The 18,265-nt window shown below is 63.5% G+C and carries 12 protein-coding genes and 1 pseudogene; 8 read left to right on the forward strand and 5 right to left on the reverse strand.

Annotated features, from left to right (window positions below; translation table 11 throughout):
- Positions 1-35: 35 nt before the first annotated feature.
- From FPB55_RS19930 to FPB55_RS19950, 5 genes are read right to left on the reverse strand one after another with little or no spacing between them, the layout of a single operon-like run.
- The gene (locus FPB55_RS19930; protein WP_015912828.1) at positions 36-434 is read right to left on the reverse strand and encodes a hypothetical protein; all 399 of its coding nucleotides are present in this window, start codon (positions 432-434) and stop codon (positions 36-38) included.
- 53 nt (positions 435-487) lie between these two features.
- Positions 488-3,634 carry an efflux RND transporter permease subunit gene (locus FPB55_RS19935; protein WP_039016762.1) on the reverse strand — a complete coding sequence of 1,049 codons (3,147 nt, stop codon included), beginning with the start codon at positions 3,632-3,634 and terminating at the stop codon, positions 488-490.
- 13 nt (positions 3,635-3,647) lie between these two features.
- Positions 3,648-4,763 (reverse strand): HlyD family efflux transporter periplasmic adaptor subunit, encoded by a 1,116-nt coding sequence (locus FPB55_RS19940; RefSeq protein ID WP_003821159.1) that lies wholly within the window; start codon positions 4,761-4,763, stop codon positions 3,648-3,650.
- Positions 4,760-5,311 (reverse strand): hypothetical protein, encoded by a 552-nt coding sequence (locus tag FPB55_RS19945; protein ID WP_039016763.1) that lies wholly within the window; start codon positions 5,309-5,311, stop codon positions 4,760-4,762. Before FPB55_RS19945 ends, FPB55_RS19940 begins: the two co-directional genes overlap by 4 nt.
- A 34-nt stretch (positions 5,312-5,345) precedes the next feature.
- Complete coding sequence (locus FPB55_RS19950; RefSeq protein ID WP_058201276.1) at positions 5,346-6,674, reverse strand: TolC family protein; 1,329 nt, start codon at positions 6,672-6,674, stop codon at positions 5,346-5,348.
- Between the two features lie 282 nt (positions 6,675-6,956).
- Here FPB55_RS19950 and FPB55_RS19955 point away from each other — a divergent pair, with 282 nt between their 5' ends.
- The 8 genes and pseudogenes from FPB55_RS19955 to FPB55_RS19990 all read left to right on the forward strand — a co-directional run bounded on the left by FPB55_RS19955 (position 6,957) and on the right by FPB55_RS19990 (position 18,260).
- Positions 6,957-7,214 carry a metal-sensing transcriptional repressor gene (locus tag FPB55_RS19955; protein ID WP_039016764.1) on the forward strand — a complete coding sequence of 86 codons (258 nt, stop codon included), beginning with the start codon at positions 6,957-6,959 and terminating at the stop codon, positions 7,212-7,214.
- Positions 7,215-7,223: 9 nt separating this feature from the next.
- Positions 7,224-8,409: pseudogene (locus FPB55_RS19960) on the forward strand (MFS transporter).
- Positions 8,410-8,542: 133 nt separating this feature from the next.
- Positions 8,543-9,571, forward strand: coding sequence for a cation diffusion facilitator family transporter (locus FPB55_RS19965; protein ID WP_021205762.1), 1,029 nt, complete (start codon positions 8,543-8,545; stop codon positions 9,569-9,571).
- A gap of 43 nt (positions 9,572-9,614) precedes the next feature.
- The gene (locus FPB55_RS19970) at positions 9,615-9,992 is read left to right on the forward strand and encodes a metalloregulator ArsR/SmtB family transcription factor (protein ID WP_023110690.1); all 378 of its coding nucleotides are present in this window, start codon (positions 9,615-9,617) and stop codon (positions 9,990-9,992) included.
- Between the two features lie 231 nt (positions 9,993-10,223).
- Positions 10,224-10,793, forward strand: a complete 570-nt coding sequence (locus tag FPB55_RS19975) for a DUF4148 domain-containing protein (RefSeq protein ID WP_021204993.1) — start codon at positions 10,224-10,226, stop codon at positions 10,791-10,793.
- A 166-nt stretch (positions 10,794-10,959) separates the two neighbouring features.
- A complete protein-coding gene (locus tag FPB55_RS19980) occupies positions 10,960-13,668 on the forward strand; it encodes a heavy metal translocating P-type ATPase (protein ID WP_071556409.1) in 2,709 nt (902 codons plus the stop codon).
- A 111-nt stretch (positions 13,669-13,779) separates the two neighbouring features.
- A complete protein-coding gene (locus tag FPB55_RS19985) occupies positions 13,780-15,087 on the forward strand; it encodes an efflux RND transporter periplasmic adaptor subunit (protein ID WP_039016767.1) in 1,308 nt (435 codons plus the stop codon).
- Positions 15,084-18,260, forward strand: a complete 3,177-nt coding sequence (locus FPB55_RS19990; RefSeq protein WP_024069209.1) for an efflux RND transporter permease subunit — start codon at positions 15,084-15,086, stop codon at positions 18,258-18,260. Before FPB55_RS19985 ends, FPB55_RS19990 begins: the two co-directional genes overlap by 4 nt.
- Positions 18,261-18,265: the final 5 nt, after the last annotated feature.

An 18,265-nucleotide genomic window follows, 5' to 3' on the forward strand; every position in this document is an offset into this window, starting at 1 on the left:
GATTACAGCTCGTTCCCTGACGATCACGTTGAACACTACGGAAGAACGAACCGGGCGCTCGCGGTATTGCCCCCACGTTCGACTTGGACAACGGCCTTCGTGCCCTTGGCTGCGGCGAAGGTCCCGCTGCCTTCGAGGCGGCTTCCGTCCGCGGCAGGCGTGAGTTGCACCTCCTGCTTTTGTGAGCCGGTCAACAGCGTGAGCTTGGCTTTGGTGTTGCTTACGTTGACCTGCTTGCCGTGGTCGCGCAGGTAGAGTTGCGCTGCTGCGGGCTGAACGACCAACTCGTAGTCCACGTCCCGGACTTCGGTCACGACGCCACCATGCAGCGGCTTGTGGTCATGCGCGTGGTCATGGTCGCCTGCGGCGAAGGCGGTGACGGATGCCAGGGCGAGGGCGGTGCCAGCCGTGAGGGAACGAAATCGAACAGACATGAAAGCTCCTATAGGGTTACGGTGGTTGAAATCGGGTGACAGAAGGCGTTGCATCAGAATGCCCCCGCGTCGCGGTCGTCCAGCAGGCGTTCGGCAGGCTTGCGGCCGAACAGCCAGAACATGGCGGGTGTAAGGAAGGTGTCCAGCAGCGTGGAGCTGACCAGCCCCGAGAAGATCACCACCGCGACGGGGTGCAGGATCTCAGTACCGGGTCGTGACGCCTCGAACAACAGCGGGGCCAGTGCGAAGGCCGTGACCAGCGCGGTCATCAGAACCGGGGAAAGCCGTTCGAGCGAGCCACGCACGATCATCTTCTGGTCGAAGTCCTCGCCCTCCATGCGCATGAGGTTGAGGTAGTGGCTCACCTTCAGGATGCCGTTGCGCACAGAAATACCCGCGAGCGTGATGAAGCCGACCAGAGCGGCCACGGACAACGGCTGGCCAGACAGCCACAGCCCCAGCACGGCGCCGACCAGGGCCAATGGAATGTTCACCATGATGAGCGCCGATAGGGCGACCGACTTGTAGCGCGTGTACAACACCACGAACATGAGCGTCAGGGAGACGATGGACAGCAGGCCCACCAGTCGCGAGGCTTCCTCTTGTGCCTGGAACTGGCCGCCCAGCGTGATGAAGTAGCCTTCGGGCAAGCGCACTTCTTGGACGACGCTGCGTATGTCGGCCACTACTTCGGACAGCGGCCGTCTCTGAGCGTTGGCCGACAAAACTATGCGCCGACGGCCATCGTCGCGGCTGACCTGGTTGGGGCCGTCGCTGTCTTCGATGGTGGCAAGGCGCGACAACGGGACCCGACCCATGGGCGTGTCGATGAGGATGCGGCTCAAGCCCTCAATCGACCGCGCCTGCTCGGGCAGGCGAACCACCAGCGCGAAGCGGCGGTTGCCCTCGATGACCTCGGTGATCTTTTCGCCTTCGACCAGGCTTTGTAGCGTGGACAGAATTTGCGGTGCGGCCACGCCGTAGCGTCCCGCCGCCGCATAATCCACGCGGATTTTGATCTGCGGCGCAAGGACCTGCTTTTCGATCTCCAGGTCAGCAAGCCCCGGAATTCCGGCCAGCTTGGCGCGCAGCAGATCCGCCTGCCCGCGCAGGACGTCCAGGTCCTCGCCGAACACCTTGATGGCGATCTGCGAGCGCACCCCCGACAACATGTGGTCGATGCGGTGCGAGATCGGCTGGCCAATGCCGATGGAGCCGGGCAAGTGAGCCAGACGCGAACGGATGTCGGCGGTGATCTCCTCCATGGAGCGCTTTAGCTCTGAGGCAGGCAGCAGACCCACGTCCAGTTCACTGACATGCACACCTTCGGCATGCTCGTCCAGCTCGGCCCGTCCGCTGCGCCGGCCCACGTGCTGCACCTCCGGCACCTGCGCGACCAGCAGCTCGGCTTGCTGGGCAAGCGCCGAAGATTCGGCCAGCGTCACACCGGGATTCAGGCGCAGGCCCACCAGCAACGTTCCTTCATTGAACGGGGGCAGGAACGTGGTCGGGAAGAATGGCACCGCGGCGACAGCCAGTGTGACAGCCACAGCGGCCATGCCAAGGGCGGCACGCGGCCGCTGCAAGACCCGCTGCAGGCCGCCCTGATAACGCGCCTTAAGCCAGGCTAGAATCCGAGTGTCGCCATGGTCCAGCGTCCTCATCTTGGGCAGCAGGTAGTACGACAGCACCGGAGTGACCGTCACAGAGACCAGCAGCGAGGCTAGCGTGGAGACGATGAAAGCGATGCCCAGCGGCACGAACAAGCGCCCTTCCATCCCCGGCAGCGCGAACAGGGGCAGGAACACCAGCACAATGATCATCGTGGCGTAGAGAATCGCCGAGCGAACCTCCATCGAGGCCCTGGCAACGATGACCAGGGGCGTCAGCCGGTTCTCAGGGTGGCGGGCGCGGTTCTCCTTGAGCCGCCGCATGATGTTCTCCACATCGACCACAGCATCGTCCACGAGACCGCCGATGGCGATCGCCAGCCCACCGAGCGTCATGGTGTTGATTGACAGGCCGAAATAGTGGAACACCAGCCCGGTCACGAAGATCGAGGCAGGAATCGCGGTCAACGCGATCACCAGGGGGCGCAAAGTGCCCAGGAAGAAGAACAGGATCACCGCCACGAAGACCGATGCGCCGATGAGCTTGCCTTGCAGCGTGCTGATGGACGCCTCGATGAAGTTGGCTTGTCGGAAGGTCACTTGCGGCTCGGCCATGCCAGCCGGCAGTGAGCCCTTCATGTCCGCTAACGCTGACTCGATCGAGCGGGTCAGTGCAATCGTATCGGCCGTGGGCTGCTTTTGGATGCCCAGGATCACGGCTGGCAGGCCCTCGAAGCCCGCATCGCCGCGCTTGATGGCTGGCGCAAACTGAACATCGGCGACCTGGTGGATCAGGATGGGTTGGCCCGCACGCACCGCGAGAGGCAGGTTACGCAGGTCGTCGAGTCGGGACGTGCGGCCCAGGTTGCGGATCAGGTACTCGCGGCCATTGATCTCCAGGAAGCCGCCGGAAGTGTTCGCGGAGAAGCCCTTGAGAGCCGCATCCAGATCGGACGCAGTCACGCCCAGCTCTGACATTCGCGTGGTGTTGGGCTGGACCTGGAACTGACGGACCTCGCCTCCGATCGGGATGACTTGGGCAACGCCAGGTATGGCCATCAGCCGGGGGCGTAACACCCAGTCCGCGTACTCGCGCGTGTCCATGGCCGACAGCGGCGGGGCTGCGTTCTTCTGCCCTGAGGGCTTGGCACCGATGGGGATTGCAATCTGCATGATCTCGCCCATCACTGAGCTGATTGGCCCCATCGTGGGCGTCACGCCCGGGGCTAGCCCTTCCTCCATGGACGTCAGGCGTTCGGAGACCATCTGGCGCGCCCGGAAGATGTCTGTCTTCCAGTCAAATGTCACGTAGATGAAGGAAAGCCCGGCGCTGGAGACCGAGCGCACGCTTTCGACGCTGGGCAGGCCGTTCATGGCCGTTTCGAGCGGGAACGTGATGAGCTGCTCGACTTCTTCGGCAGCCATGCCGCCAGCCTCCGTCATGAGAGTGACGGTCGGCTTGTTGAGATCGGGAAAGACATCTACCGGCGTGCGCGTCAGGGTGAACGCGCCATACGCCATCAGCACCAGCGCCCCGATGATGACCAGGAGCCGGTTTCGTAAGCTATTTTCGAGAAGCCACTTGAACATGGAATGGTGCCCCTCAACGAACTTGATTGATCAGGGACGCGCCCTCGACAACCACGCGGTCGCCGTCCGCCAGGCCCGAAGTGACAGCGATGGATGCACCATCCAAAGGAGTGATGTTCACGACACGTGGCTCGAAGCGCTCGGCCTGGTCTTTGACCCAGACGATGTTCTGGTTGGCAGGGTTCTTCATCAGCGCACCGGAAGGCACGCGGTAGCCAGGTACCGTCGTCGCCTCTTGCACGAAGACCACCACCGGCATACCGACCGCCAAGCGCGAGAGGCTTTCGCTGGTGCCCTTGAACAGCATGGGCAGGGCCTGCTCGCGCAGGCTGCTGGCGGCCCCGACGAAGCTCAGCGGCACCTTCTGACCGCCTACTGCGAGTGCAGCACCGGCCAGGTTCTGTGCCATTGCCGGATCGTAGGCAAGCGCCTCGATGCGCAGTTGGGTCGGATCGACCACCTCAAACACCAGTTCGCGCGCATCCACGACCTGCCCGGCAACTGCGGGGCTGGATGCGATGACGCCGCTGACTGGGGCCTTTAGTACGTCCCTGCCGGCGAGGCCCCCGCTCAAGGCGCGGGCGCGTTCGGTCAGGCTGTTTACTTCGCTTTCGGCTGCTTCGATCTCCTTGCGGGGCACGGTCTCCGACAGCTCGCGCAGCCGGGCCAGGCGCTTCTGCGCGAGCGCTTGGCCCGCACGCAGCTCGGCAACCTGGGCCATCTGGCCTGAGCGCTCCAGCACACCGCTGGCCGGTTCGATGTAAGCCAGCACCTGGCCCTTGCGCACGGATTGGCCGATCTGCGGCAGACCATCCGGCCCGGGCACCAGCCGGCCCATTACCATTGCCTGGACCTTGCCGCCTGTCGTCGGGTCCATGATTACTTTGCCAGCCAGTTCATGGCTGCGGGCCAAGGGCTCCTGCTTGATCAGCTGGGTGCGTACACCGATCTGACGTTGTGACGGTTTCGGAAGAAACACGCTGCCATCAGGCTGGCGCTGGGGGCCATTGGAAGACGCAGCCGGCGCTTCGTCGCCGTGGTCGTGACCGTCGTGAGCGAACGCGGGAGCAGCCAGAGCCAATGCAGCCGCCATGGCCGTCGTCATTAGGAAACGGAAGTTGCGCTTCATGCTGCACCTCGCAGTGCACCGTTGGTGCGTGTACGTCTGCGCAGCGCCCACGCTAGGACACCGACGCCGAGGACTGCGGCACCGCCACCTAGTACGAGCACACGGCCGGATGCGACGGCATGCTCGTGTTCGGCGTCTTCGCTATGAACATCGAGAACGCCAGTCAACAGGTCCGATTGGCTCTGCGCAGTAACAGTGGCCATGATTGAGGTCTCGCCATCGGATAGCGGCTCAGTCAGATCGGCCTCGAACTCTCCAACCCCGTGTGGGCTGACCTTTACCTGTCGACCACCCAGCTCGAGGGTCAGCTCGCCATTGGTCACCGGCCGGTTGTCGGCAGCATGGTCGAGGTAGAGTGTGAGACGCTGGCCGTTCAGCACACCCACCAGTTCGAAGTCATCGGAAACTGCGGCAAAGCGCGGAAGCGCGGCCGCTGCGGGGGCAGGAGCGGCTTCGCCATGGTCATGGCCGTCGCCGGCCCACGTTGCGCTGGTGCCAAGCAGGAGGCTGGACAAGGCAGCAGCACGCCAGAAAGAGGATTGCGACATTTCTAAGGTTCCAGGATGGTTGAGCGCGCGCTGATCAGCGCGTGCCGGAGATGTCAGTGAAAGTCTCGGTCGGCTGCGGCAGCGTGCCTTGAGCCTGCAACAGGGACGAGATGGCCGCGGCATGCTCCACCTTGGCGAGCAGCGCCGCGCGCTCGGCCTCGGTGGCCTCCTGCTCGATGCGAAGGCGTGTCGGCATGTCCGTCTCGCCCATCGCGAACGACTTTTGGTAGAAGGTGCGCGTTTGTTGGGCTAGTCGCTGGCGCTCCGAAGCGGCCTGCATCTGGGTGCTGGTTGCCAGTTCGCGCGATTGGGCAGTTCGAATTTCCGAGAGTAGCCGGGTGCGCTGGGCCGCGAGTGCCGACTCAGCCTCCAGTGCCTGCGCATTGGCGCTGGACAATTGCTCGGTATGACGGCTACCCGTACCGAAGGGAATGCGCACACCCACCGTGATCGTCTGGTTGTAGCGTTCGCCGTAGCCGCCCCGATCCCGCGTGGTCGCCAGGGTCAGTTCGGGGTTGGCGTACTTCTGATGGGACACCAGTTCCGCAGAGCGGCGGGCCGCCAGCGCCTTGTGCTGCAGTTCCAGCAGCGCAGGGTGGTTACCCAACAACGCGCCGGACGGCTGTGCCGATGCCGGTTGAACTCGGACACCTGACTGCTCCGGCTGCGCGGAATCGGCCTGCGACGGGATACTCTCGATGCCGGTCAGTGCCAACAACGCCTCGCGCTGCGTGACTTCTTCGGCCTGAGCAATGGCCAGGGCACTACGAGCCGACGCCAAGGCGCCATCGGCCTGGTTTCTGTCGGCTTGCGCCAGGTCGCCCGCGCGAACCCGGCGAGCCACATCTTGCGCCAACTCGTCCGCGCTGCGGGTGCGATCCTGCGCCGCCATCAATTCGGCCTGGGCACGCTGCCATGCCCACCATGCCTGGCGAACCTGTCCGGCCGTGCGTAGCTTGGCGGCCAGCATCCGGCTGGATAGAGCGAGGCTTTCCGCGTCCGCCCAGCGTGCCGACGAGGCGCGCTCACCAGGCATCCAAAGGGGAATAGCCACCCCGACTTCATATTCGCGCTTTCCGTTGCGGTTGTTGAACCGATCAGTTTTGGTGGAGGCTTCCAGCGCCATCGGACCTGCCACCCAACTACCGGCCGTCTCTTGGCGTGCTTGGGCGGCCTGCTGCCAGGCGCCTTCTCCAGCGGCTTCTGGCTGCCGCTGCCAAGCTGACTCCCACAATTGGGCGACCATGTGGCTGTCTGGTCTGGATGGGACGTGAGGGGCGGCTACTGGCTGGGCTAGCACGGTGCCGGCCCAAAGCGTGGATACCGCCCATATCCATCCCTTGCGTATGTCTTTGCGAAGCATTCAATTCTCCATCGGTGTTGCATCAGTACTTACCCCCGGCTGGGTGTTCTCTTTCCGAGCAAGTGCTTGTCGTTGAAAAGCCACTGTCTACTGGCTTAGATATGAACAATTGTATATTTATTCATATGAATGGGAAAGAAAACCTTACCTCCTTTGAGCACCAATCGCCTTAGAGAGGGCGTCGGGCGCAAGACATCGAGAGGCGAGGTGGGGCTAATCCACTGCGCAAACAGCTATGCAGACTCCTTGAGCATATCCCCCAGGGGGGGATATGATTGCTGCATGAAAGAGATGCACAAGCACACCAGCCACCCAGATCTCGTGAAACGGCTCAAGCGCGCCGAGGGTCATCTGCGACACGTCATCGGGATGATCGAAGGAGAAGAAACCTGCCTGGACATCGCTCGCCAGCTCGCTGCGGTGGAGAGCGCCGTCACAGCGGCCAAGCGCGTCCTGATCCATGACCACATCGACCACTGCCTGTCTCATGATGAGGACTCCGTTCTGGCCGAAATGAAGGCACTAACCAAACTGCTCTGAGGTCTCTCGATGCTCTCCGTCCTAAAGAACCGCACCTACCGCCACCTGTTCACCGCGCAGGTGATCGCACTCGTCGGCACAGGCCTTCGCCGACCAGTTCCCGCGACGGTCATTACTCGTAGCGCTGGACCTGGTACGAGCGGTTGTCGCGATCTGTTTGCCATTTGTCACCGAGGTCTGGCAGATCTATCTGCTGATCTTTGTCCTGCAAGCGGCATCCGCCGGCTTCACGCCGACTTTCCAAGCCACTATCCCGGACATCCTTCCCGATGAAGAGGACTACACGAAGGCGCTGTCGCTGTCCCGGCTGGCCTATGACCTGGAAAGCCTGATTTCCCCGATGCTGGCTGCTGCGCTGCTGACCGTCATCAGCTTTCACAACCTGTTCGCGGGAACAGTGCTCGGTTTCCTCGTTTCAGCCGCGCTCGTGGTCAGCGTGCGGTTGCCCACAACTATTCCCGGACCGCGCCGCGGCATTTGGGATCGCACGACCCGCGGCACACGCATCTATCTCGCTACGCCACGCCTGCGGGGCCTGCTGGCGATCAGCTTGGCCGTCTCGGCGGCGGGCGCCATGGTGATCGTGAACACGGTGGTTCTCGTGAAGGCGCGCTTTGGCCTAGGCGAGGTCGAAGTGGCGTCGGCACTGGCGGCATTCGGAGGCGGTTCGATGGTGGCAGCCTTCGTTCTGCCATCCTTACTGGAAAAGGTGGCCGACCGAACCGCGATGCTCACCGGCGCTACCGTACTGGTCGTGGGCACGGGGATCGGCGCACTGCTGCCGAGCTATGCATTGTTGCTGCCGCTGTGGTTGATCATCGGCTTTGGCTACAGCGTGGCGCAAACGCCATCCGGCCGTCTTCTGCGCCGCTCGGCCCATGCCGAGGACCGTCCTGCGATCTTCGCGGCACACTTCGCGCTGTCGCACGCCTGTTGGCTCATCTGCTACCCACTTGCCGGCCGCTTCGGCGCGGTCATGGGCTTGCCATCGACCTTCATTGTCATGTCCCTGGTCGGCTTGGCCGGCGTGGCGCTGACGCTCTGGCTGTGGCCGGCCAGCGACCCTTCTGACGTGGCGCATGACCACCCCAGCTTGCCGCCGGATCACCCTCATTTACGCACACACGCAGACCAAGGCAGGCACCATCACCAGCTGATTCTGGATGACCTGCACCGTATCTGGCCGAAAGGATAGGCACATTTTCTCGTTGCGGCATCACAACGCATGGCTTCGGAGGCTGAGAAGGGTGAGCCAAAATATATCAAATGAACACATATTCATGTGTTATATTTCACCATAGTCAAACACTCAACCAGCAGAGGCGCCCATGTCCCAATCCAATGCACATGATCATGGTCACGACCATGATCACGACCACACCCCCACAGTGACCAGCGCCAACGAGCGCAAGGTTCTGGTTTCCTTCTTCCTGATCTTCGGCTTCATGCTCGTGGAAGCTGTCGGCGGCGTGCTGTCGGGCTCGCTAGCCCTACTTGCCGATGCTGGCCACATGCTGACCGACGCCGTGGCACTTGCCCTGGCTTACGCTGCCTTCCGATTCGGTCGCCGCGCAGCCGACAGCAAACGCACATTCGGTTACCTGCGCTTCGAGGTCATCGCCGGCTTCCTGAACGCCGTGACCCTGTTCGCGATCGTCGCATGGATCGCCTACGAGGCGTGGGAGCGGCTGCAGGCGCCGCCCGTCATCCTCGCCGGCCCGATGATGATCGTCGCCGTGCTCGGCTTACTGATCAACGTCCTCGTGCTGTGGATCATGACCCGCGGCGAAACCGATCACGTCAATGTGAAAGGTGCCATCCTCCACGTGATGGGTGACCTGCTCGGCTCTGTCGGCGCCATCGTTGCAGCGATCGTCATCTACTTCACCGGCTGGACTCCGATCGACCCCATCCTGTCGGTTCTAGTAGCGGCGTTGATTCTGCGCAGCGCCTGGAAGCTCCTGGCCAAGTCGATCCATATCCTGTTGGAGGGTGCGCCAGAGGACGCTTCGCCGGAAAAGGTGGAACAAGGCCTGATGAGCACTGTGCCCGGCCTGGCGGCTGTCAGCCATGTTCACGTGTGGCAACTCACTTCCGGTCGCACGATGGCCACGCTACACGTTCGACCCAACGTGGACGAGGAGGCGCGAGCTGTGGTCAAGCGCGTCGAGGCGGTGCTGCGAGAGCAGTTCAGCATCGAACACGCCACAGTCGGAATCGACTGGAACTCGGAGGCTGACGAGAACATCTGCAGCCTGCAACCCACGACAGGCCGTCAGGACCACAGCGGCCACGACCACAGTGAGCACAATCATGACCATGACCATGACCACTCCGCTCCCGGTCACAAGCATTGAGGCCGTGCTAGACGGTTCGCAGTTCACTTGAGGGTTTGAATCCATGACATCCCGCAAAACCACCAGCGCCGCTATTGTGCAATGTTCGACCTCTAACCACGGCACGACCACTGATGTCCTCGCACTATCGCAAAGTGACGTCGCTGTTCTGGCAGAGACCTTCCGCCTGCTGGGCGACCAATCGCGATTGAAAATCCTGTTGCTGTGCATGCGCGGATCGGTCGCAGTGGGCGACATTGCTGGCTCGCTAGACCTGTCGCAGTCCTTGGTCAGCCATCACCTGCGCCTGTTGCGCGGCGCGCGCCTCGTGCGCGGCGAGCGCCAAGCCAAGCACATCTTCTACGGCATTGCCGACCAGCACGTCAGCCAGGTACTCCAGGACATGGCGGTTCACATTTCGGAGGACAGACACGACGATTGACTGAACATGTGAGTGCGCGCCGGCCTACTCCTTCAAGGGGTAGGCTTTTTTTGGCTATCAATCTAGAGAGACACCGGCGCGCCTTGCTGAATGCCTAGAAGACCCCACAAGCAAAAAGCACTCTAAAAATAAACACTTGAACATATCTTCATGTGTGTTATTATTTGTCTACGGGGTATCCGAAAGGCGTAAGGACCACGCCATTATTTTTAACGTCAAGGAGTATTGACCATGTCCAAGAAAATTCGCTTTGCTGTTCTGCTTTCCGCACTTTTTGCTGCTGGAGCAAACGCTCAACCGTTCGCCGCAGATATGACACGGCAACAGGTCCAAGAAAATCTGACTGCTTGGAGGCAATCTGGGCTGGAAGCGTTGTCTCGCGGCGAAAGCGGCCCGGATACGTCCAGCCCTCAATACCAGGCTGCCTTTCAGCGCTACTTGCAATTGACCCAAGGTGATATGTATCAGGCGCCCTCAGCAGGAAAGACTCGTGCTGAAGTGATGGCTGATTTGGAACTGTGGAAAATCTCCGGCATGCACGCGCTCACCTCGCGCGGAATCACCACCGCTTCGCACACCCAAGCCTACCAACAAGCCTACGAGAGCTACCTCCAGCTCAAGCTGGGTGCGGCTTACAAGGCTCCGGTGGCATTGACTCGTGCTCAAGTAAAGAGTGATTTGGCAGATTGGCAGGTTGCGGGAATGGCTGGATTCTGGGCTGGTGAGCAGACGCCTGATACCTATAGTGATGCCTACCGCACCGCATTTGAAACCTACCAGATGCTGCGCAACAAAAAATGACTTAATGGCAGCAGCATAAAGCAGCGGTCGGATGGTTCAGCCAGAAAGAGATTCTTTCTTTTTTTTGAATAAACATACAAACAAGTGTTCATTTGTTTGTATAACATTCCGATCGCTGATTTGTGCGTCCTGCCACGGCGATTACTCAGAGAACCAGGAGATTGATATGTCTTTGGAAACAAAGGACGGCACAGGAGCGCAGGACGAACAACTGGGCTTTCGGGTCGAAGGTATGGATTGCGCCAGTTGCGTCGGCAAGATTGAAACAGCGCTTGGTCGAATTGATGGCGTATCAAATGTACAGGTTAATTTTACAAATGAGACGCTGACGTTGACGCGCAGCACAAGTAGCCGAAATACTGCACGCGACATTGCCAAGAAAATCCGGTCCCTGGGCTTCGACGTGCAGGCACTGCCCGCGTCCGAAATGTCCGCAGCACCTGCACCGCGCCATGCGGCCCACGCGCATGACCACGCCGGCTGCGGCGGCCACCATGACCATGGGCATGCCCACGACCACGGGCACGATCATTCGCACGGCAAAGCGTGCGGTGATGACCATGGGCATGCCCATGGTCACGGCCATGCCCATGACCACGGTCACGATCACGGGGCCTGCAGTGGGCATGACCATGCGCCGGCCTCTGCCTCCCGTGGAGCACCCAGCACGCCCCCCAACGTGTCCATGCGCGTCGAGGGCATGGACTGCGCCAGTTGCGTCGGCAAGATCGAAACGGCCCTCGCTCGCATGGATGGCGTGTCCGATGCCCGCATCAACTTCACCGCAGAAACGCTGGAATTGACGCTCGCGTCTGGCGGCCCCACGCAGCTCGGCCACATCGAGAAGACCATCAAGAGCCTGGGCTTCGGCGTCTCCGACGTGCGCCGCCATGATGGCTCAGCACCCGCGGCCCCAGCAGCAGCATCGACGGCGCGCCATCAGCGCTGGTGGCAGACGAAGAAAGGCAGGCACGTGCTGGGCCTGGGCGGCCTGATGGGCTCGGCCTACGCGATCGCGCAGTTCGTTCCTGGCTACGCTGAATGGATCTTCGCCGCTGCGGTGATCGCGGGCGTGCTGCCGTTCGCTCGCAAAGCCTTCGCGCTGGCTGTGTCAGGCTCGCCGTTCTCTATCGAAACGCTGATGGTCGTCGCCTCGCTGGGCGCGCTCGTGATAGGCGAGGCCGAGGAAGCTGCTGCCGTGGTGTTCCTGTTCGCGATCGGCGAGCTGCTGGAAAGCGTGGCCGCCGGCCGCGCGCGCGCCGGCATCAAGGCGCTGGCCTCCCTGGTGCCTAAGACGGCGGTACTGCTCGATGCCGCGGGCGGGCAGCGCGAAGTGCCCGCCGCTTCCCTGCGCGTGAGCGACCGCGTGCTGGTGCGCCCTGGTGACCGGGTGCCTGCGGACGGCAAGATCCTCCGCGGTGAAAGCAGCCTGGACGAGTCGCCTATCACCGGCGAGTCCGTACCGCGTCAAAAGGCTATCGGTGCCGACGTGTTCGCCGGCTCCATCAACGTCGATGGCGTGCTCGAAGTACAAGTCGAGAAGACGGCATCGGACAACACCATTTCTCGCATCATCCAACTGGTGGAGCAGGCGCAGTCCTCCAAGGCGCCCACGGCTCGCTTCATCGAAAAGTTCAGCCGCTACTACACCCCTGCCGTCATGGCCATCGCGGCGTTGATCGTGGTGGTTCCGCCACTTGCCATGGGTGGCGACTGGGGTACCTGGCTGTACCGCGGCCTCGCACTGCTGTTGATTGCCTGCCCATGTGCGCTGGTGCTCTCCACACCGGCGGCCATCGCCTCGGGCCTTGCGGTGGCCACACGACGGGGCCTGCTGATCAAGGGTGGCAACGCGTTGGAAACCATCGGCCGCGTGCGCGCAATTGCCTTCGACAAGACTGGCACGCTGACCGAGGGCAAGCCGCGCATCACCGAGGTCCTGCCCTTCGGGCTGTTCAAGCATCAACAGGTCCTTGCGCTTGCCGCCGCTGTCGAGTCCGGCTCAAACCATCCCTTGGCGAAGGCCATTGTCGCCCATGCCAAGAGCCTGGACGTGGCGATTCCCCAGGCCACGGGCGCATCGGCCATTGCCGGCAAGGCGGTGCGCGCCACCGTGAACGGCAGTGCGCTCGCTGTCGGATCGCCCGCCCATGCGGAACAGACGGCCACGCTGACAGCCGCGCACCGCAGGGAAATCGACAAGCTGGAGGATGGCGGCAAGACCGTGGTGGTCCTGTTCGACGAAGCCAGCAAGAACGTTCTGGGCCTGCTGGCCCTGCGCGACGAGCCCCGCCGCGACGCGCGCGAAGGCGTGGCCCAGCTCAACGCCATGGGCGTGCGCTCGGTCATGCTGACCGGCGACAACCGCCGCACCGCGCAGGCGATCGCCGGCAAGCTGGGCATCGAGTGGGAGGCCGAGCTGCTGCCGCAGGACAAGCTGCGCTTGGTCAACGAGATGAAGCGTGATGCCAAGGTGGCGATGGTCGGCGACGGCATCAACGACGCGCCGGCCTTGGCGACCGCCGACGTGGGTATCGCCATGGGCGGCGGCACGGACGTGGCGCTGGAAACCGCCGATGCCGCGCTGCTCAAGAGCCGCGTCACGGACGTGGCCCACCTGGTGGCCCTGTCGCGGGCGACGATGGCCAACATCCACCAAAACGTCGTATTCGCCATTGGCCTCAAGGGCTTGTTCCTGGTCACCACCGTGTTGGGTATCACCGGCTTGTGGGTTGCCGTGCTGGCCGACACCGGCGCCACGGCCCTGGTCACGCTGAACGCACTGCGCCTGCTGCGCTTCAAGGGCGCGCCGGAGGCCAACCACGGCGACGACGCCGGGCGTCCCACCACCTTGCCCGTGCCGTCTGCCCGCTGAGGCAACAAGAGGGCTTGACCTTGCCGTCGTTGTAACGCCTAGCCTCCACACAAATGTCTGCAGAGCGCTTCGGAAGGGCCGGAGTCCTGCATCCAAGAAAGGGTCACTTCCATGCGTAAAAAAATCAGAATCATTGTGGTGGCAGGCGTCATCGCAGCCGTCGGGGGGATAGCGATCGCTGCCCGCGACGCCAAGGACGAGGGCAAGGCCGCGGCGCCCCCGGCGGGCGCGCCGATGGCGCCGCAGGTGCCCGTGGCCGAGGTCATTACCCGCACGGTCGCGCCATCGGCCGAGTACACCGGCTTCCTGGCCGCGCCCAAGACCGTCGAGCTGCGCTCGCGGGTCGGCGGCGCCGTCGATGCGGTGAGCGTTCCCGAAGGTAGCCTCGTGCGCAAGGGCCAACTGCTGTTCCAGATCGACCCGAGGCCGTTCCAGGTTGCGCTCGACACGGCCGTGGCGCAACTGCGTCAGGCCGAGGTGCTGGCCAGCCAGGCCCAGGCCGACTTTGACCGCGCCGAGCGCCTGGTGGCGACCGGCGCCGTCGCGCGCAAGACCTATGACGATGCCGCCTCCGCACGCAACGCGCGCCAGGCTCAGGTGCAGGCGGCTAAGGCCGCCGTTGCTGCGGCTCAGCTGGACCTGTCCTACGCCCGCGTCACTGCGCCCATCGCCGGGCGCGTCGACCGCGTGCTCGTGACCGAGGGCAACTTGGTCAGCGGTGGCGGCGCCGGCGCGGCCACGCTGCTGACCACGATCGTATCCATCGACCCGTTGCACGTGTACTTCGACATTGATGAGGCCACCTATCTCAACGTCGTCAGCCGCTCGCGGCCCGCTGCGGGCGCCGGTAGCAAGGCTTCGCTGCCCGTGCAGGTCGGGCTGACCACGGACAAGGGTTTCCCGCACAAGGGCGCGCTTGACTTCGTCGGCAACACCATTGACCGAAGCACCGGCACGATCCGCGCGCGCGCCGTTGTGCCCAACCCGGATGGGCGCATGGCACCCGGCATGTTCGCCCGGGCCAAGCTGTCCACCGGCGCGGCGCGCGAGGCCGTCCTGATCGACGATCAGGCCGTGGGCACCGACCAAGGGCGCAACTACGTGCTGGTTGTGGGCGAGAACAACCAGGCCCAGTACCGGCCCATCGAACTGGGGCCGGTGGTGGACGGGCTGCGCGTCATCAACGGCGGCCTGCAGGCCGGTGAGAAGATCATCATCAAGGGCCTCGTGCGCCCCGGCATGGCGGTCACGCCGCGCATGGTGCCCATGCAGGCGCCCGCGGCACCGGCCGCCGGCGCGGCCGGCGCGACCAAGGCTGCGGCAAACGCTCCGGCTCCCGCTGCGGCGCCTGCCAAGGCCGGTGGCGCGGACCCCGCCAAGGCTGACGGCGCGGCCGGCTCGGCGGAGGCCCGCAAATGAATTTCCCCCGCTTCTTCATCAACCGGCCGATCTTCGCCATCGTCCTGTCGGTGCTGATGCTGATCGCAGGCGCGATCAGCTACTTCCAGCTGCCGCTGAGCGAATACCCGCAGGTCACGCCTCCCACGGTGCAGGTCACCGCTAGCTATCCCGGTGCCAACCCGCAAGTGATCGCCGATACCGTGGCATCACCGCTGGAGCAGGCGATCAACGGCGTAGAAGGCATGATGTACATGCAGTCTCAGATGTCCACCGACGGGAAAATGGTGCTCACCGTCTCCTTCGAGCAGCATATCAACGCCGACATTGCGCAGATCCAGGTGCAAAACCGGGTCTCGCGGGCGTTGCCGCGCCTACCGCCTGAAGTTCAGCGCATCGGTGTTGTCACCGAGAAAACGTCGCCGGACGTTCTCATGGTGGTGCATTTGCTTTCGCCTGGAGGTCGATATGATCCGCTGTACGTCTCCAACTACGCCACACTTCATGTGAAGGATGAGCTGGCTCGTACGCCAGGCGTCGGCGATGTCCTAGTCTGGGGCGCCGGGGAGTATTCGATGCGGGTCTGGCTCGAACCCGCCAAGGTCGCTGCTCGTGGGCTGATCGCGAGCGACGTGGTTGCCGCCATCCGCGAGCAGAACATACAGGTTGCCGCTGGTTCGGTTGGTCAGCAGCCGGATGCCTCGGCGGCGTTCCAGGTCACGGTCAACACTCTGGGCCGACTGTCGAGCGAGGAGCAATTCGGCGAGATCGTCGTGAAGACGGGCGCCGACGGCCAGGTAACTCGCCTGCGGGATGTCGCCCGCATCTCGATGGGGGCCGATTCCTACTCTTTGCGCAGCCTGCTCAATGGCGAGCCGGCGGTGGGGATACAGATCATCCAGAGCCCGGGCGCGAACGCGCTGGATGTGTCTAGCGCGGTGCGCGCGGCAATGGACCGACTTCAAGCCAAGTTCCCCGACGGCATTGAGTATAGCGTCGCCTACGACCCCACGGTCTTCGTGCGCGCCTCGCTCCAGTCCGTCGCCGTCACGCTGCTGGAGGCCATCTTCCTGGTGGTGATCGTGGTGGTGCTGTTCCTGCAATCCTGGCGCGCGTCGATCATCCCGCTGATCGCCGTGCCGGTCTCGCTGGTCGGCACGTTCGCGGTGATGCACATGTTCGGTTTCTCGCTGAACACACTGTCGCTGTTCGGACTGGTGCTGTCCATCGGCATCGTGGTGGATGACGCCATCGTGGTGGTGGAGAACGTGGAGCGCCACATAGCGCTGGGCGAATCACCCAAGGACGCGGCGCGCAAGGCGATGGATGAAGTGACTGGCCCGATCCTGGCCATCACCTCGGTGCTGGCAGCGGTCTTCATCCCCTCGGCGTTCCTGTCGGGGCTGCAGGGCGAGTTCTATCGCCAATTCGCGCTAACCATCGCGTTCTCGACCATCCTGTCGGCGATCAACTCGCTTACGCTGTCGCCAGCGCTGGCCGCCATCCTGCTCAAGCCGCACCACGGCGCGGCCAAGCCCGATCGCGTCACGCGCATCATCGATGGCGTGTTCGGCGGCTTCTTCCGCCGCTTCAACAGCTTCTTCGACCGCGCCTCGAATTCCTACGTCGGGGGCGTGCGCCGCGCGGTGCGCGGCAGCGCCATCGTGCTGCTGCTCTACGTCGGCTTCCTGGGCCTGACCTGGCTGGGCTTCCACAAGGTGCCTGCGGGCTTCGTGCCCGCCCAGGACAAGTACTACCTCGTGGGCATCGCCCAGCTTCCGACCGGCGCCTCGCTGGATCGCACCGAGGCGGTCGTCAAGGAGATGACCAAGATCGCACTGGCTGAGCCGGGCGTCGAGAGCGTGGTGGCCTTCCCGGGCCTGTCGGTCAATGGACCGGTGAACCAGCCGAACACCGCGCTGATGTTCGCCATGCTCAAGCCCTTCGATGAGCGCAAGGACCCGTCGCTGTCGGCCTTCGCCATCCAGGGCAAGCTCATGGGCAAGTTCAGCCAGATCCCGGACGGCTTCGTCGGCATCTTCCCGCCGCCGCCGGTGCCGGGCCTGGGTTCTATGGGCGGCTTTAAGCTGCAGATCGAGGACCGGGCGGGCCTGGGTCCCGAGGCGCTTGCACAAGCACAGGGCCAGATCATGGGCAAGGCCATGCAGGCGCCCGAGCTGGCGAACATGCTCGCCAGCTTCCAGACCAATGCGCCGCAGTTGCAGGTGGACATCGACCGGGTGAAGGCCAAGTCGCAGGGCGTGTCGCTGACCGAGGTGTTCGACACCCTGCAGGTCAACCTTGGCTCTCTCTACGTCAACGACTTCAACCGCTTCGGTCGCACCTACCGGGTAATGGCCCAAGCCGATGCGCAGTTCCGCATGCAGGCTGAGGACATAGGCATGCTCAAGGTGCGCAATGCAGCGGGCGACATGATCCCGCTGAGCGCGATCGCGACCATCGAGCGCAGTTCCGGCCCCGACCGGGTGATGCATTACAACGGCTTCCCCTCGGCCGACATCAGCGGCGGGCCAGCGCCGGGCTACTCATCCGGCCAGGCCACCGCCGCGATTGAGAAGATCGTGAGCGAATCGCTGCCGGACGGTATGACCTACGAATGGACGGACCTGACTTTCCAGGAAAAGCGAGTTGGCAATACTGCTATCTATATCTTCGCGCTGGCGGTGCTGCTCGCCTTCCTGTTCCTGGCGGCCCAGTACAACAGTTGGTCGCTGCCGTTCGCTGTGCTGCTGATTGCACCCATGGCGCTGCTCTCGGCGATCGCCGGCGTCTGGCTCTCTGGGGGGGACAACAACATCTTCACGCAGATCGGTTTCGTGGTGCTGGTCGGCCTGGCCGCCAAGAACGCGATCCTGATCGTGGAGTTCGCCCGCGCGAAGGAAAGCGAAGGGGCCGATCCGCTGGCAGCCGTGCTCGAAGCCGCGCGCTTGCGGCTGCGCCCGATCCTGATGACGTCGTTCGCCTTCATCGCTGGCGTGGTGCCGCTGGTGCTGGCCAGCAGTGCGGGCGCCGAGATGCGCCACGCCATGGGCATCGCGGTGTTCGCCGGCATGCTGGGCGTGACGGTATTCGGCCTGGTGCTGACGCCGGTGTTCTACGTCGTGGTGCGCAAGCTGGCGCTGCGCCGCGAAGCGCGCCATGCCCGTGTCGGCATGACCGACCAGCACGCATGACGGCC

Origin of the sequence: Pseudomonas sp. BJP69, assembly GCF_007633355.1 — a bacterium.
Taxonomy (GTDB): Bacteria; Pseudomonadota; Gammaproteobacteria; order Pseudomonadales; family Pseudomonadaceae; genus Aquipseudomonas; species Aquipseudomonas juntendi.